The 16255-nt window shown below is 45.7% G+C and carries 15 protein-coding genes; 7 read left to right on the forward strand and 8 right to left on the reverse strand.

The annotated features are described in order from the left end of the window. Positions 1 to 43 precede the first annotated feature (43 nt). Complete coding sequence (locus ABIX36_RS14630) at positions 44 to 2452, forward strand: ABC transporter permease (RefSeq protein ID WP_348082906.1); 2409 nt, start codon at positions 44 to 46, stop codon at positions 2450 to 2452. A gap of 80 nt (positions 2453 to 2532) precedes the next feature. Here the strand turns inward: ABIX36_RS14630 and ABIX36_RS14635 are convergent, their stop codons facing one another. The 8 genes from ABIX36_RS14635 to ABIX36_RS14670 form a co-directional block, all read right to left on the reverse strand. After that, a complete protein-coding gene (locus ABIX36_RS14635; protein ID WP_348082907.1) occupies positions 2533 to 2736 on the reverse strand; it encodes a hypothetical protein in 204 nt (67 codons plus the stop codon). Positions 2737 to 2742: 6 nt separating this feature from the next. Then, the gene (locus ABIX36_RS14640) at positions 2743 to 3354 is read right to left on the reverse strand and encodes a hypothetical protein (RefSeq protein ID WP_348082908.1); all 612 of its coding nucleotides are present in this window, start codon (positions 3352 to 3354) and stop codon (positions 2743 to 2745) included. A 46-nt stretch (positions 3355 to 3400) separates the two neighbouring features. After that, on the reverse strand, positions 3401 to 3970 hold the full coding sequence (locus ABIX36_RS14645; protein ID WP_191188741.1) for a MarC family protein: 570 nt from the start codon (positions 3968 to 3970) through the stop codon (positions 3401 to 3403). Between the two features lie 13 nt (positions 3971 to 3983). Next, positions 3984 to 5150, reverse strand: a complete 1167-nt coding sequence (locus ABIX36_RS14650) for an MFS transporter (RefSeq protein WP_348082909.1) — start codon at positions 5148 to 5150, stop codon at positions 3984 to 3986. Between the two features lie 76 nt (positions 5151 to 5226). Beyond that, on the reverse strand, positions 5227 to 6783 hold the full coding sequence (locus ABIX36_RS14655) for an amino acid permease (RefSeq protein WP_348082910.1): 1557 nt from the start codon (positions 6781 to 6783) through the stop codon (positions 5227 to 5229). 467 nt (positions 6784 to 7250) lie between these two features. Further along, positions 7251 to 7529, reverse strand: a complete 279-nt coding sequence (locus ABIX36_RS14660; RefSeq protein WP_348082911.1) for a hypothetical protein — start codon at positions 7527 to 7529, stop codon at positions 7251 to 7253. A 98-nt stretch (positions 7530 to 7627) separates the two neighbouring features. Then, a complete protein-coding gene (locus ABIX36_RS14665) occupies positions 7628 to 8164 on the reverse strand; it encodes a hypothetical protein (RefSeq protein WP_348082912.1) in 537 nt (178 codons plus the stop codon). Between the two features lie 189 nt (positions 8165 to 8353). Continuing rightward, a complete protein-coding gene (locus ABIX36_RS14670; RefSeq protein ID WP_348082913.1) occupies positions 8354 to 10597 on the reverse strand; it encodes a sodium-translocating pyrophosphatase in 2244 nt (747 codons plus the stop codon). Between the two features lie 152 nt (positions 10598 to 10749). Between ABIX36_RS14670 and ABIX36_RS14675 the strand changes: the two genes are divergently transcribed. From ABIX36_RS14675 to ABIX36_RS14700, 6 genes are all read left to right on the forward strand, one after another. Beyond that, on the forward strand, positions 10750 to 12228 hold the full coding sequence (locus ABIX36_RS14675; protein WP_348082914.1) for an amino acid permease: 1479 nt from the start codon (positions 10750 to 10752) through the stop codon (positions 12226 to 12228). A 79-nt stretch (positions 12229 to 12307) separates the two neighbouring features. Beyond that, positions 12308 to 13735, forward strand: a complete 1428-nt coding sequence (dacB, locus tag ABIX36_RS14680) for a D-alanyl-D-alanine carboxypeptidase/D-alanyl-D-alanine-endopeptidase (RefSeq protein WP_348082915.1) — start codon at positions 12308 to 12310, stop codon at positions 13733 to 13735. A 67-nt stretch (positions 13736 to 13802) separates the two neighbouring features. After that, complete coding sequence (locus ABIX36_RS14685; protein ID WP_348082916.1) at positions 13803 to 14060, forward strand: hypothetical protein; 258 nt, start codon at positions 13803 to 13805, stop codon at positions 14058 to 14060. 5 nt (positions 14061 to 14065) lie between these two features. Next, on the forward strand, positions 14066 to 14623 hold the full coding sequence (locus tag ABIX36_RS14690) for a hypothetical protein (RefSeq protein WP_348082917.1): 558 nt from the start codon (positions 14066 to 14068) through the stop codon (positions 14621 to 14623). Positions 14624 to 14688: 65 nt separating this feature from the next. Next, positions 14689 to 15543, forward strand: a complete 855-nt coding sequence (locus ABIX36_RS14695; RefSeq protein WP_348082918.1) for a methylated-DNA--[protein]-cysteine S-methyltransferase — start codon at positions 14689 to 14691, stop codon at positions 15541 to 15543. A gap of 2 nt (positions 15544 to 15545) precedes the next feature. Continuing rightward, positions 15546 to 16253, forward strand: a complete 708-nt coding sequence (locus ABIX36_RS14700; protein ID WP_348082919.1) for a 2OG-Fe(II) oxygenase — start codon at positions 15546 to 15548, stop codon at positions 16251 to 16253. The last annotated feature ends 2 nt before the right edge of the window (positions 16254 to 16255 follow it).

Genomic DNA, 16255 nt, shown 5'->3' on the forward strand with positions numbered 1-16255 from the left:
TTGCATTTTACCTCCCTACATTAGGGTATTAAACTTTCAACCTATGCTGCACAATTACTTTATCATCGCCTGGCGTAACATTATAAAGCACAAGCTTTTCTCCCTTATTAATATATTCGGGCTGTCGGTAGGCATTGCTTTTACCATGCTGGTTGGCTCCTATGTTTGGCACGAAGCAAGCGTCAATTCAGATTTGAAGAACGCCGAAAACCAGTACATCATCCAAAGTAAATGGAGAGACCCAAACATGGGCTACGCGTTGCAGGCGCTGGCACCTATGCCCAAGGCACTGAAGGATGAATACCCAACATTGGTGGCCAATTATTACCATTGGGATGGCGTAAGCTCCAATGTGTCAAAAGGCGATAAACATTTCAGGGAAAGTCTGCAGGTGGGCGACAGCACCTTCTTAGTCACCTACGGTTTTAAACTACTGCATGGCGACGTCGGCACCGCGCTCAACAACCCATTTTCGGTTGTGATAACCGAAGACAGGGCTATCAAATATTTCGGTAAAACCGATGTGATAGGCGAAACCCTGAGCATTGAAAATTTTAAAGGCGATAAGCACGATTTTGTGGTACAGGGTGTACTGGATAAACTGAGCAAAAACTCGGTAACCAACGTAATTGAGCAAAGTAACAGTACCTTCTTTTTACCCGGCGCTGCTGCCAAGTTTATGGGCAGGAGTTTAGACGGCTGGAATAATACCGTTGTTGTTGGCCTGGTAGAACTTCGCCCCGGCGTAAAAGCCGAAGCGCTTAACGGCCCAATGCTCAGCCTCATGAAAAAGAACGCTCCTGAGCAAATTAGCGCCAATCTTACACCCTACCTCGTCCCTCTGTCTAAGTATTATTTGGAGAATAACAACGGACTGGTTAAAAAGATGCTTTACACGTTATCATTTATCGCGCTGTTTATTTTGCTGATGGCGGTTATCAACTTTGTAAACATCTGCATCAGCCGCTCCTCGCAACGCATGAAGGAGATGGGCATCCGCAAGGTGTTGGGCGGGTTAAGGAAACAGCTCATCTGGCAATTCCTTACCGAATCGGTACTAATGGTGTTTATTGCAACGGTTGTTGCTTTAGGTATTTATGCCCTGGGCAGGCCGTATTTTGCCGACCTATTGGCTACCAATATTAAAGGCTTATTTTCATTCCCGCTCTATTTTTACCTGCTGCCTTTTGCATTGGCATTGGTTATAGGCCTTATTGCCGGCCTGTACCCGGCGTTGGTATTATCATCGCTTAAATCGGTAGACTCGCTTAAAGGCAAACTGAACCAGGTGAAGGACAACGTGATCTTCCGCAAGGCGCTTATAGCCTTCCAGTTTGCTACGGCTGCTGTGGTACTCATTAGCGCTATTGTGGTTTCCAAACAGATCAACCTGTTCTTTGGCAAAAGTTTGGGCTACGATAAAGATTACGTAGTGTACGCCCAACTACCACGCGATTGGAGCAAACCGGGTGTGCAAAAAATGGAAGGCATCAAATATCGGCTGGCGCAATTGCCACAGGTACGTTCAGTAGCCTTATCGTGGGAAATACCCGATGGCAACAACGGTGGAAGTTTTAGAGCCACTAAAATAGATGCTGATTCGGCAGCAGGCTTTTCATCGCAAACATTGATGGCAGATAACCAATATGCCGCCACCTACGGATTAAAGATAAAAGCCGGCCAATTTTTCATGCCGCAATACGTGCAGGCCGATTCGGCCAAAGTGGTTATTAACGAAACACAGGCTAAAGCGCTTGGCTTTACCAATCCAAAGGATGCCATTGGGAAGCAGTTCAAAGCCATAGGCAGCCCCGACCCACTATCCATCTGCGGCGTAGTAGCCGATTTTCAGTTAGGGTCGATGCAGGGAAAAATACAGCCCGTTACCTTCTACAATGTAAATCAAACCACTTTTTACCGTTATTTCTCCGTTAAACTCCGGCCGGACAATATCCAAAACAGCTTGGAAATTCTCCAAAAGAAATGGGCCGAGGTAATGCCCGGCGCACCATTCGAATACAATTTTATGGACGATGCCCTCGCCAAAATGTACAAAACCGAACTGCAGTTAAAGCAAGCCGCCTACCTGGCAACGGGCCTTGCTATCATCATTGTGCTGCTGGGTGTGTTGGGCCTAATCTCGTTAAGCGTTCAAAAACGCACCAAAGAAATTGGCATCCGTAAAGTGCTAGGGTCTTCGGTAAATCATGTGATGATACTGTTTATGAAAGACTTTTTGGGCACCGTGGTTATCGCTGGTTTAGTTGCTTGTCCGCTGGCTTATTACCTAATGCAGCATTGGCTGGATAACTACGCTTATAAGATCAGCCTTACACCTTTGCCCTTTGTTATTGCGGTGCTGGCTTTAACCATAGTTACGGCAGTGCTCATCAGCGTACAAACCGTTAAAGCTGCATTGGCCAACCCGGTGAAAAGTTTGAGGAGCGAATAAGAATGATTTGTTGATTTGATAATTTGAAGATAAGGAGCAGGAATATTCAAATTGCCTCATTTTCAAATCTTCAAATTGTCTCATTTGGCCGCTCCCATATAGTAAACAATAAGCAGGCAAGCCGCGCAAAAGATAACGATAAAGCTAAAGACAAATGTAAAAATGCTTAACCCATTGGTATACTTGTTTTGCGACCGTACCAGCATCTTCTTCACAGCCGAAGCAATCAGCATGGCCAGAAACATAGCAACGGAGAGAATAAGAATAAGGGCGAGTAAAATCATTTGTGATTAATATTGTTTCTTCCTGTCCACTGATTCGATATGTTTCTTCAAATGTTGAAGCGAGGTCGCCGTGCCGAAATTTTGGGGATAGAACGATTCTAATACCTTAACATTTTGTATAGTTTGAAGAAAGTACTCCTCCCCTAAATAACCCGTGATTGCAATATCGACAGCCATATTACGCGTATCATTATCGCCGTCAACTCCTGAAATTAAAACATCGGCATCAAAAGTATTATCTTCGAATTGGTATAGAATGTATTGCCATGAACTGCAATCAACCAATATCTCCTTGCCCCATTGATTCTTCATTTTAAAAATACCCTTCCAGTCGTGTTTTGCTGGTTTGGATGGCAAAAAAATCCATTGGCTAAGCGTTGGCGCTAAATCAATTATTTTTTGAGTCAGCATCAGCTTTTCCGGGTTTAAATTGGGCGATATCGCAAAATACGTTGCTTCACCTAAAGGGCCAATTTCCCAGTCGAACCGCCCGAGTTGAGCGGTTCGTACGTCTAATTCATCGATAATTTTTTTATTATCCGCGTAATTCAACAGGTCTTTCGAAACAGATTCGAACCATTGCCAAAAATCTTTTATTAGGGTATCGTCAAACAGCATGTTCTTTTAACTTAATTTATCAAAAGCTCCCCCTTGGGAGCTCCCACTACAGCCCCGAATTACTCCTAAACAACTTTATCGCGATAGCCAATAATATTACACCAAACGCCTTTCGCAGAATATGCAGACCAGTTTTGCCGAAGAGGCGCTCCAGCCATTGCACGTTTTTGAGCACCAGGTAAACAAACAGCGTGTTTACAATAATACCTACTATGATATTTTGGGTTTGATATTGCGATTTGAGGGAAAGCAGCGTGGTCATGGTGCCGGCGCCGGCTATGAGCGGGAATGCCAGCGGAACGATAGATACCGACTCGGGCACCTCCTCCTTAAAAAAGTCGACGCCCAACACCATCTCCAGCGCGATGATGAATATGACGATAGAACCCGCTATGGCGAAGGAGGAAATGTCCAGCCCGATGATGGCAAGCAACTCATCACCCACAAATAGAAACGCGATCATGAGCACCAATACCGCTATGCTTGCCTTCTCCGATTCGATATGGCCAGAACGCTGCCTTAACTGGATGATAACGGGGATAGCGCCAAGGATATCAATAATGGCAAAGAGGATCATCGTTACCGACAAGATCTCTTTAAAAATGAAGTGTGGCATGAGCGTTCGGTTTTTATTCTCTCGACTTTAAGCGAATACTGAACAAAAATGCAATTAAAATATATAACGCCGATAAAAAGAAGACACTATGTACCGATATAGCCGTAATTAAACCCGCGGTAACCGGGCCAAGGGTCTGTCCAATAGAGGCGTACGACTGATTTATGCCCATCACCTCCCCTTTTTCGGAGTCGTTATTATGGTCGGCAATGATGGCGTTGAGCATGGGGTTGCGCAAGCCGTTAAACAAACCGTATAAGCCCATGCCAATGGCAAACAGAACTATACCCGTAGCGAAGCCGGTTAGGATCATCATACCCAGGCATACGAGGGTAGAGAGCATCAGGATCAAAGCCTGAGATGTGATGAGTTTTTTGATGAGCGGCACGGCAAGTTGCATCAGGATCCCGGTTACACCGAAACCAGCGTACATCAACCCGATCTTGGTGGGGTTAATCTTCAAAACATCTACCGTAAAAGTTTGAAAACCGATGATCATGGTGAACTGCGCCATCGTCAGCAAAAAGCCAACGAATACCGCGGTGCCAATTACCGGCTTCTTCATTACGGTTATTAAAGAGATAAAGTTGAAGTTATCTCCTTTATCCTTACTCTTCCCATCTTTCGTCTTCTTATTGGTTTCTTCTAAAAGAAAAACGGTGAGCAACACACCTACCATAGCTATCCCCGCTGCGAAGAAGAAAGGCACCTTCTCACCAAAATTACTGAGCAGGCCACCAACAGCCGGCCCTATCACAAAACCAAACCCAAATGCCGAACCCAGTATCCCAAAGTTTTTGGCGCGCTCTTTTGGCGAAGAAATATCAGTTACCATAGCCTGCGCCACAGAGATATTGCCACCCGTGATGCCATCCAACACCCGCGCTGCAAAGAGCATTACAATACTATTTGCAAAGCCAAACATGATGAACGACGCGCACGTGCCTACCAGGCTAATGGCTAACAAGGGCTTTCGCCCAAACCGATCAGACAGCGAACCCAGCACCGGCGTAGCAAAAAACTGGGCGATGGAAAACGCCGCTGTAAGCAAGCCAATAGTTTGCTCGGTAACCCCGAATTTTTTCCCATAGGAATACAGCAGCGGCACAATAATGCCAAAGCCCATGGAATTGATCACCGAAATAAAAACAAGCACCCAAAGGGTTTTATTGGCCTTCATCTGCTACAAAAGGGTTGAAAACAAAAAAGGTTCTGCGTTAACAGAACCTTTTTTGTTTTATAAGTTTTATGCTTAATTATTCAACATATTTTGGGTTGATAGGGTCGTTAGCCGGCTCTACAACACCTTTACGAACGTGAGAGCGTTTGATGCTGTAGGTAAAGTAGATTATGAAACCTATCAGTAACCAAACAATTAAACGCGCCCAGTTTTCCCAGCCTTCGCTTGCTATCATACACAAGCAGATAGCGGCACCCAGCGGGCAAACTACCATATACCATGGTGTTTTAAACGGACGAACCAAATCAGGATCGGTACGGCGCAGGATGAAGATACCCAAACATACCAGCACGAATGCGAATAAAGTACCGATACTTACCATGTCGCCTACATACTTATCAGGAATGAAACCTGCAAATAGCGATACGAACACGAAGAACAACCATTGAGATTTGTATGGTGTGCGGTGTTTAGGGTGTAATTTAGAAAATACTTTAGGGATCAGGCCATCAACGCTCATGGTGTAGAACACACGGGTTTGGCCCATCAGCATCACCAGGATAACCGAAGAGAAACCAGCCAGGATAGATACTGTTACAAACGATGCCAACCAGCCATAACCAGGCATTGCCGCTTTAATAGCATAACTAACAGAAGCTTCTTTACCCTGGATAAGGAACTCTTTGTACGATACCAAACCGGTAAGTACGTGAGAGAATAAGATGTATAAACCGGTACAGATAGCCAGGGAGATCAAAATACCTTTTGGCATATCGCGCTGCGGATTTTTAGCTTCCTGTGCAGCGGTAGATACCGCATCAAAGCCGATGAACGCGAAGAATACCACGCTTGCACCACGTAGTACGCCCAGCCAGCCATGGTTAAAGGTGTCTGCATAGTTAACCGTACCAGCGCTTACTTTAATAGTACCCGCATCAGCAGGGATCATGTAAGGGGTGTGTAATGCAGGGTTAATGAAGTGCCAGCCAAAACCAATGATCATTAATACGATGGCTACTTTTATTACCACGATAACGTTATTTACCACAGCAGATTCCGCAGTACCACGGATAAGCAACAGGGTAAGCATCAGTAAAATAAAGATAGCAGGCAGGTTAACATACCCATGCTGGCCTAATTCGGCAGCATACATACCGGTAGTTGTATTAGAAATTTCGAGTGGTGAGTGCGACCATATGAACGGTATATGCACATTAAAGAATGTGTGCAAAAACTCGTTAAAGTACTGCGACCAGCCTATAGATACTGTTGCAGCACCCAAAGCGTACTCCAGCACCAGATCCCAGCCGATGATCCAGGCGATGAACTCGCCCATGGTGGCATAGGAATAGGTATAGGCCGAACCTGCGATAGGTATCATACTGGCAAATTCCGCGTAGCATAAGCCTGCCAGCGCGCAACCCGCGGCTGCAATTAAAAAGGATATGGTTACTGCAGGGCCAGCGTGTTCACCTGCTGCGGCAGCTGTACGCACAAATATACCCGCGCCTATAATAGCGCCAATACCCAGCGCAATAAGCGAACCAACACCTAACGTTCGTTTTAATGTTTTCTCCGACTCCGCCGATGCCGCCATTAACTGCGCTATCGGTTTCTTGATAAATAACTTCATTTTAATTTTTTAGTAAGATCAGTAATAGTTAAAATCGTGTAGCCCAAACGTACTTAAATTTATTGAAAAGATAAAGAGCAGAATGTAACAACAGTATGCTTGGTGTAAACAGAATTAAAAGTTGAAGGAAATGCATTTGAGGGGAGGAAAAGACGAAGAATTTTGAGATGAAAGATAAAGTTTGAAAAACTTGGTAATCAGGAAACTTGGTGCAACTTTCTTCCTGTCATTTATCTTTCCTCTCTCTGTCTTTTATTCAACAAGTGCGATGCCTGCGGCCCGGGCTTTACGTTGCAACTCCTCATTCCGCGCCGCTGATAGAAGCTGCGCTCCATTCCGGGGTTTCCACTTCAATCCCTATCGCTTGTATGGCGGCGAGCATGTTGCGGTGAGGACACCGCAATCGGGGTGGGCGGAAAAGAATTTACTCTCCCCCTTTTGCGGTTCCTCACCGCAAAGCCCCAATTTCATGGCAATGCTTTAAACAAAAACCATGGCGTTAGCACCACGTTCATCAGTATCATCAACACGCCCAAAAATCCGTTAAACTTTCCGCCCATCCTCAACAGAATTATTCCCAATACAACCCCTCCTATCAACATCATAGCGGCATCAATGTAAGTGAGTATATCCGGGTCGGGCGGGTAAAAGTCAATGTTCAACAGCCCGAGGGTATCCGGTAAGTAGAGGTAAATATCGTAGAGTGACAGAATGTAGAGTACAGCTAAAGTAGTTCTCCTTTGCATAGTATATAAATTTACCGATATCGCTCAAAAAACAAAACATGTTTAAGGCTGCGCAAATGCTGATAATCATCTTCGGTAACCTTCGTTGTTCTTAAATTTCACCTTCGTTCACTAATCTTTACGGCTCTTACAATCCGTGGGCGGTTGTACCGTTGCAGTAAAATGGGATAAAGATTGAATAATATATTCAACCCCAACAACCACAGCGATTGGAGTATCCCAAATTTAAAAGCCACGAAAATATTAAACCCTAACACAATGATCAAAATGAGAAGATGCCCCAATTCAGATTTTTTTGTCCGGTTATGCAGGTGTATTAAAGCTTCGGTATTTTTTTCTACCGGGTTCGATTTTTTGTTTAGTTTTTCCCAGCCTATCCAAACCAATAATTTTCTGTAAAAGTTTACTCCGAGCGACTGATATATTTTCCCTCCCCGTTCCCATGTCTGTTCGTCGTAATAACGGGAAACGAGTTGCTCTTTTAATGCCTCGGTAAAGTTGAGCACGCATGCCATCAACAGGAAATTAAGAGCCCAGGCAAATGCAAAGCTGTCCATCTTCATATAATGGGCTAAAGCATAAGTTAAGGCGATAGTGATGAGTACGATAAAAGTTAGGGTAAATGTCTTTCGCATCTGCTACGTTCATTAAGATTTTAAGGTGCAGCTAAACTCGCAAATTTCCCAATATACGTAGTTAAAAATCGAAAATTGTGTTTTAATTAAGCAAGTCACACGTCATGCTTTGGCTACCGCAAGCATCCCCTGTCCCCATAAAAAAAAGCCCCAACTTTCGTCGGGGCTCTCCAATATTCTAAATTTCAATTACAACTTCTTATCCACATGCACTACATGCACATTCATCGATTGTACTTTCTCTTGTTTCTGCATCATTTTGCTGGTGTTATCGGCGCTGTTTAAATGCGGTGCGATAACCAGGGAAACGATAGACATCAGTTTGATCAGGATGTTCATGGATGGGCCCGAAGTATCTTTAAACGGATCGCCTACGGTATCGCCGGTTACAGATGCCTTATGCGGTTCTGATTTTTTGTAATAGATCTCGCCGTTTATCTCTACACCTTTCTCGAAAGACTTTTTAGCGTTATCCCATGCGCCACCGGCATTGCTCTGGAAGATCCCCATTAACACGCCACTTACGGTAACACCGGCCAATAAGCCGCCCAATACCTCAGGACCGAAGATGAAGCCGATAACAATTGGCGTAATTAAAGCGATAAGTCCAGGTGCAACCATCTCGCGGATAGATGCCTTGGTGGAGATCTCCACGCATTTTTCGTACTCGGGGCGTGCCTTGTACTCCATAATACCCGGTATCTCGCGGAACTGGCGCCTTACCTCTTCTACCATGGCCATTGCCGCGCGGCCCACTGCCGAAATACACAATGCCGAGAATATGAACGGGATCATCCCACCCACAAATAAGCCTGCCAAAACATTGGCTTTGTAAATATCAATATGCTCGATGCCCGCAACACCCACAAAGGCGGCAAATAAAGCCAGTGATGTTAATGCTGCAGAAGCAATAGCGAAACCCTTACCCGTAGCAGCAGTAGTGTTACCTACAGCATCCAGGTTATCGGTACGGCCACGAACTTCTTCGGGTAAGCGGCTCATCTCGGCAATACCACCAGCATTATCCGCTATAGGTCCAAATGCGTCTATAGCCAATTGCATAGCTGTAGTGGCCATCATACCGGCTGCGGCGATAGCCACACCATACAGGCCTGCAAAAAAGTAAGAACCGTAAATACCGGCAGCCAATACCAAAATTGGCAACACGGTTGATTCCATCCCCACAGCCAAACCGCCGATGATGTTGGTAGCATGCCCCGTTGCCGATTGCCTGATGATGCTCATCACGGGGCGTTTGCCCATAGCGGTGTAGTATTCGGTAATGATCGACATCAGCGTACCTACAACCAAGCCCACCATAATGGAACCAAAAACACCATTTTTGGTGAACACAAGGCTGCCCGGCTTTAACTCATGCGTAGTATGATTGATTTCATCACGTATCATAAAAAAACTGTCGTTAGGCAACATCCACTGTACCAAAAAATAAGTAGCAATAGCTGTTAGCACAATAGACGACCAGTTCCCAATATTCAGCGCTTTTTGTACGCTGTCTGTTTCGTTTTTAATTTTTACCAGCGATGCGCCTACGATAGAGAATATCAGGCCTAAGCCTGCAATCACCATTGGCAACAAAACCGGCGCGATACCACCAAAAGCATCGTTCGATACAATTTCGCGGCCCAAAACCATGGTAGCCAGCATGGTGGCTACATACGAGCCAAAAAGATCGGCACCCATACCTGCAACATCACCCACATTATCACCTACGTTATCGGCAATGGTAGCAGGGTTACGCACATCATCCTCGGGAATACCAGCTTCAACCTTACCCACCAAATCGGCACCTACGTCGGCTGCTTTGGTGTAAATACCGCCCCCTACACGAGCAAACAGGGCGATAGATTCGGCACCTAAAGAGAAACCCGCCAAAACGTCGAGGGCTTTCGCCATGTGTTCGCCGTTGACGGTCGCGCCAGGTACGCTGGTTACGTACATAGTATAAAAAACAATAAATAACGACCCTAAGCCAATAATAGCGAGGCCTGCAACGCCAAGGCCCATAACCGTACCGCCTGTAAACGACACTTTCAGTGCCTGCGCTAAACTGGTTTTAGCAGCTTGTGTAGTACGTACGTTTGATTTGGTAGCTATGCGCATACCCAAATAGCCTGCAAAAGCAGATAAGAAAGCGCCTATCAAAAATGATATAGCGATAACAGGGCTGGAAGTAGCAACGGTAGTGCCGCTCCAGGCCAATAATAAGCCTGCAACTACAACAAAGTAGCTCAAAACTTTCCACTCGGCACGCAAAAACGCCATTGCGCCATCGGCAATGTAGCCGGCAAGTTCGTTCATTGAGGCATCGCCGGTTTCCTGTTTGGTAACCCAGGCCGATTTAATCGCCATAACGAGTATGCCGATGAGCCCAAATACCGGAATTAAGTAAATTAAGTAACTGTTCAGATCCATATACGATTTTAGTTTATAAGTGTGCTGGTTAAAACAATGCGCAGGGCGCATAAATAATTGGTTGGTGCAAAATAGTAAAATTAATTTCTTTACAATAGAATGTCAAAATTTAAAGTTTTTGAATAGATTAGAGAACTAAAACTAAACTATTAATGGCATCAGACACTTCACAACCTAAAATGAAGCACGAACTGAGCCTGCTTGACGGCACCATGCTGGTAGCGGGCTCTATGATCGGTTCGGGGATATTTATTGTAAGCGCGGATATCACCCGCAACGTAGGCTCGGCCGGCTGGCTCATAGCCGTTTGGCTTATCACCGGTTTCATGACCCTTACCGCAGCCCTCAGTTATGGCGAACTAAGCGGTATGTTCCCAAAAGCAGGCGGGCAATACATCTACTTAAAAGAATCATACAATAAACTCATCGCTTTCTTATACGGCTGGAGTTTTTTCGCGGTGATACAAACCGGCACCATTGCAGCGGTAGGTGTGGCCTTCTCCAAATTTGCGGCGTATTTGTATAAACCCATCAGCGAAGACCATCTGTTATTTCCATACAATCATTATTTACAGCCGGGCGAGGTAAAGCCCACGTTTAGTTTAAGCGCCGCGCAACTGGTTTCCATCGTATTGATATTCCTCCTAACTTTTATCAATACCAAAGGCGTTAAGGGCGGCAAAATCATCCAAACCACTTTTACCATGACCAAACTTCTAAGTCTTTTCGGGCTTATTATCTTTGGCTTCCTGGCGTTTAAAAGCGATATATGGACCGCTAACTGGACCAATGCATGGGATATGCACAAATTAGATATAGGGACAATCGCCGGCACTCCCGGCGATTACAGCACTTACGCCATCAACGCGGCTCTGGGTGCCATAGCCATCGCCATGGTTGGTTCCATTTTCAGCAGTGATGCCTGGAACAACGTTACTTTCATCGCCGGCGAAATGAAAAACCCCAAACGCGATGTTGCATTAAGCTTATTCTTTGGTACACTTATCGTGACCTTTATATATGTGGCCGCTAACGTTGTTTATACCGGCGTGCTTTCGTTGCATGATATTGCTACTGCCGAAAAAGACCGTGTAGCTGTTGCGGCTTCGCATGTGATATTTGGCGATATCGGTACAAAAATTATCGCTATCATGATCATGATCTCCACCTTTGGCTGTAATAATGGGTTGATATTGGCCGGTTCGCGCGTATATTATTCAATGGCTAAAGATGGTTTGTTCTTTAAAAAGACAGGCGAACTAAACAAAAGTGGTGTGCCGGAATTTGGGTTGTGGATACAGGCAGTTGTAGCATCTATCCTCTGTTTAAGTGGCCGTTACGGCGACCTGCTGGATATGATTTCCTTCGTGGTGGTGCTATTTTACGTGCTTACCATCATTGGTATCTTCATTTTAAGGCGCAAAATGCCAAACGCAGAACGTCCGTACAAAGCATTTGGCTACCCCGTGTTGCCAATAATTTATATTTTAATGGGTCTCGCATTTTGCACGCTGCTGATCATCTACAAACCGGAGTTTACCTGGCCGGGCTTGATTATTGTGTTAATAGGGATCCCTATTTATTATATATCGCAAGCCAACGTTAAACCAGAGCGCGATGCGGTAGTTTAAGTCTTAGAAAGGCTCAGACCGACATTATTAACGTATTGGGCAGGCACGGTGTGCTTGCCCTTTCTAAATTTAAAAAGTATTGAATACTATTAATAAAGTAACATCGATAGCATTATTAGGGCTGCTAACCATTGGCGGCCAACTACAGGCGCAAACCCTGCAGCAAAAACTGCAAACCGCCTTCAACAGGCTGCAACAGGATAGCCAGTGCAAATACGCCACCCTATCCTTAACCGTATTGGATTCCAAAACCGGTGAACAGGTTTTTGCCGCTAACCCGGATATGGGCCTTGCACCCGGTTCTACCTTAAAAACGGTAACCAGCATCACCTCGTTTTTTGTACTGGGAAAAGATTTTCAGTTCGAAACGCAGGTGGGTTACACCGGCACAATCGATAGTAAAGGAACCCTTAGCGGCGATATCATCATCAAAGGTAGCGGCGACCCTACCCTGGGCAGCTGGCGATACGCCGCCACCAAAGAAGGTTATATTTTAAACACCATGGTAACGGCCATTAAAAAGGCCGGAATTAAAAAGATAAATGGTAAAATTATTGGGGATGACGGACAGTTCAATCACCAAAGCATCCCCGATGGCTGGATCTGGCAGGATTTGGGTACTTATTACGGCGCGGGCATTGCCGGGCTTTGCTGGCGCGAAAACCAGTTCGACATCAAACTAAACACCGGCAGCGTTGGCGAGGCTATTACCGTGGCCGGCACCGTGCCCAATACCTATTACCTGCAATACAAAAGCGAACTCAGTACAGGCGCCGCCCATACAGGCGACCAGGCTTACCCCTACCTGCCCGGCTTTAATAGCAAAACCATGTACCTGCGCGGTACTTACGCTATCGATCAAACAAAAAAAACGATCTCCGCCGCTATCCCCGACCCAGCCTATGACGCGGCTTTACGTTTAAGCGACACCCTCAAAAAAATGGGGGTCGCGGTAAGCGGCGAACCCGCTTCCTCTTTGTCCTTAAAGGAAAAATCGCTGGTTGTGCCGGCGGCGACCGGCAGCTTAACTGTTATTAAATCGCCCGAGCTGAGCAAGATCGTTTACTGGCTCAACCAAAAAAGTGTGAATCTCTATGCCGAGCAATTGCTGGCCACCATATCTGCCAAGTTGGGAAAAGGCGCTGTAACCAGTGACGGCGTAGACGCCATAAAAGATTTTTGGGAAGCAAAAGGAATCGACCACCGATCTATGAACATCTACGACGGCAGCGGGCTTTCTCCGGAGGACAGGATCACTTCCTCTACCATCGCGCACATTTTGCAGGCCGCCCACCAGGAAAAATGGTTCGGCGATTTTTATGAGAGCCTGCCCGTTTATAACGATATGAAAATGAAAAGCGGCAGCATCAGCGGCGTGCAAGCCTATGCCGGTTTCCAAACCAACAATGGCCGCGAACTTTGTTTCTCCATTATGGTGAACAACTACAACGGCCCCGGCAGTGGGATACGCGAGAAGATGTTTAGGGTGCTGAGTGAGATGAAGTAAAGGCGAAGCCCCCTAACCCCCTGAAGGGGGAACCGAATTTTTTTGTGGGGCTAGCTTTATTTTTCTTGTGCCATTAACCTATTGGGCCATTGTTGGCGAAGGATCTGTAGAAGATGGCATCACCAGCAGCCCTCTCAACACATTTTTTATTAAATATTTAGCTTTGATAGCGGGGATTATCGCAGCCGTAATATTTAGCTATTTCCACGTAAAAAACGCCAATTTTTCCAAGGCTAAATCGTACATTATTGCAGGCATTTTTATCATTGTTTTATACACGGTTAAGGAATATATCTTTAATATTATTTTTGATACCTTTCAATGATTTAAATGAAAAAACACATCATAAAAGAAACCATTTGGGTGATATCGTTGGTATCGCTCGCCTTGCTGTGTAAATTTGTTTACGTTGTTTTTTTAGCGCCGGCCAGTATTGAGCCGGGTTGGCATACCAGGGTTATAAGGTACGATGCCTTTGCCGGTGCAGGGGACATTTATTTGCTTTTGCCGGCGTTATTCTTCATTGCCTTTCTAATCCGTGCGGTAATAAACCGATTCAAAAATTCGTATTTGTTATACGTGCTGGCAATAAGTTGCTTCGTCATAATAATCACGTTAAAGTACAGCGAACAATTGGCGCTGGAATACAGCAGGCTTCAACTGCTCGAACAAATTGCGTTATTGCAACAATCAAACGCGCAAAAGGATGCACCCGTTACCGGCTTGTTTTATGGAGGAGATGGCTATATCAGTAGCGGAACCTCAACAATAAAAACAGTACTATTCGGCATCGAGCTTCTTTTCACTATTTTTATAGGTATTATTGGGTATTTGATAGGCAAAAACAGAAAACGCCCACCCGAAAGATCAGCGGCAGCCAACTTATGATATAGCAAGTATCGGGTTCTTTAGCCCTCATCACCAGGGTACATTCGTGTTATAATATTCATATCATGGAAACACAAAACAACATCAACTTTGATCGTATTGCCGAGGCGATAAACTACATCAAGCTCAATTTTAAAGCCCAGCCCAGCCTGGATGAGGTGGCCGAAAAGGTGAACCTTAGTCCCTTCCATTTCCAGCGGATGTTTACCGATTGGGCGGGTATCAGTCCTAAAAAATTCCTGCAATACCTCAGCCTGGATTACGCCAAAGGCATCCTGAAAGAACAACAGGCTACCCTATTCGATGCCGCTTTCGAGACCGGCCTCTCCGGCACCGGCCGCCTGCACGATCTGTTCATCAACATAGAAGGCATGACACCTGCCGAATACAAAAACGGTGGCAAAGCGCTCTCCATCAATTTCAGCTACGCCGAAACACCGTTCGGCCATATTATTGTAGCATCAACTCCAAAAGGCATCTGCTACATCGCTTTTGCAGATGATAAGGATGAGGCCTTCAACCAGCTTTACGCCCAGTTCCCCAATGCCAGTTATTACCAGGTGGTAGATCTGGCGCAGCAGAACGCGCTTTACATTTTTACGCGGGACTGGTCGCAATTATCATCCATAAAACTGCATTTAAAGGGTACCAGCTTCCAGTTAAAGGTTTGGGAAGCCTTGCTAAAGATACCCATGGGAGGCTTAAACACTTACGCCACGGTAGCCAAAACGGTGGAATTGCCCACCGCCAGCCGTGCCGTTGGGAGCGCCATAGGTGCAAACCCTGTAGCTTTTTTAATACCTTGCCACAGGGTGATCAAATCTACCGGCGAGTTTGGGCAATACCATTGGGGTGCGAATCGCAAATCGGCCATTATTGGCTGGGAGGCCGCAAAAGTTAACCATTTAAGCATCGTATAAATATGGATCTGCTGCAAAGAATTGAACAAACAGATTGGGCGGAAATAGCCGAAAGCTTAAACAATAAAGGCTATGCTACCGTCCCCCAAATATTATCGGCAGATGAATGTGAGGCATTGATAAGCCAATACGGCGACGATACCCTCTACCGCAAAACCATAGTGATGGAAAACCACGGCTATGGCATGGGCCAATATAAATATTACAACTACCCGCTGCCCGGCATAGTGCAGCAATTGCGCCAACTGGTTTACCCAAATATTGCGCCCGTTGCCAACAGCTGGATGCAGGCTTTGGGTATAGAGAAAACATTCCCGGGCACCTTAAACGAGTTAACGGAACTGTGCCACCAGCATGCTCAGAACCGCCCTACTCCATTGATACTAAAATATGGCAAAGGCGGTTATAACGCCATGCACCAGGACCTGTACGGCGAGATCTTCTTCCCTATGCAGTTGGTGGTTTGCTTGAATCAGCCGGGCCATGACTTTGAAGGCGGCGAGTTTGTGCTGGTAGAGCAGCGTCCAAGGATGCAATCCAAGGCAATAGTGTTAAATCCCGGCAAGGGAGATATGCTCATCTTCACCACTAACTTCAGGCCGGCGAAGGGAAGCAAGAGCTACCACCGCGTGAACATGCGCCACGGCGTAAGCGAACTAAGCAGCGGCGAAAGGCATACCCTTGGCGTAATTTTTCATGATGCATCATAATC

Origin of the sequence: Mucilaginibacter sp., assembly GCF_039925265.1 — a bacterium.
Taxonomy (GTDB): Bacteria; Bacteroidota; Bacteroidia; order Sphingobacteriales; family Sphingobacteriaceae; genus Mucilaginibacter.

Excerpts from the sequence above, each read along its gene's own strand:
- ABIX36_RS14630 (WP_348082906.1), top strand. The coding sequence starts at position 44 with ATGCTGCACAATTACTTTATCATCGCCTGGCGTAACATTATAAAGCAC.
- ABIX36_RS14635 (WP_348082907.1), bottom strand. The coding sequence starts at position 2,736 with ATGATTTTACTCGCCCTTATTCTTATTCTCTCCGTTGCTATGTTTCTG.
- ABIX36_RS14640 (WP_348082908.1), bottom strand. The coding sequence starts at position 3,354 with ATGCTGTTTGACGATACCCTAATAAAAGATTTTTGGCAATGGTTCGAA.
- ABIX36_RS14645 (WP_191188741.1), bottom strand. The coding sequence starts at position 3,970 with ATGCCACACTTCATTTTTAAAGAGATCTTGTCGGTAACGATGATCCTC.
- ABIX36_RS14650 (WP_348082909.1), bottom strand. The coding sequence starts at position 5,150 with ATGAAGGCCAATAAAACCCTTTGGGTGCTTGTTTTTATTTCGGTGATC.
- ABIX36_RS14655 (WP_348082910.1), bottom strand. The coding sequence starts at position 6,783 with ATGAAGTTATTTATCAAGAAACCGATAGCGCAGTTAATGGCGGCATCG.
- ABIX36_RS14660 (WP_348082911.1), bottom strand. The coding sequence starts at position 7,529 with ATGCAAAGGAGAACTACTTTAGCTGTACTCTACATTCTGTCACTCTAC.
- ABIX36_RS14665 (WP_348082912.1), bottom strand. The coding sequence starts at position 8,164 with ATGCGAAAGACATTTACCCTAACTTTTATCGTACTCATCACTATCGCC.
- ABIX36_RS14670 (WP_348082913.1), bottom strand. The coding sequence starts at position 10,597 with ATGGATCTGAACAGTTACTTAATTTACTTAATTCCGGTATTTGGGCTC.
- ABIX36_RS14675 (WP_348082914.1), top strand. The coding sequence starts at position 10,750 with ATGGCATCAGACACTTCACAACCTAAAATGAAGCACGAACTGAGCCTG.
- ABIX36_RS14690 (WP_348082917.1), top strand. The coding sequence starts at position 14,066 with ATGAAAAAACACATCATAAAAGAAACCATTTGGGTGATATCGTTGGTA.
- ABIX36_RS14695 (WP_348082918.1), top strand. The coding sequence starts at position 14,689 with ATGGAAACACAAAACAACATCAACTTTGATCGTATTGCCGAGGCGATA.
- ABIX36_RS14700 (WP_348082919.1), top strand. The coding sequence starts at position 15,546 with ATGGATCTGCTGCAAAGAATTGAACAAACAGATTGGGCGGAAATAGCC.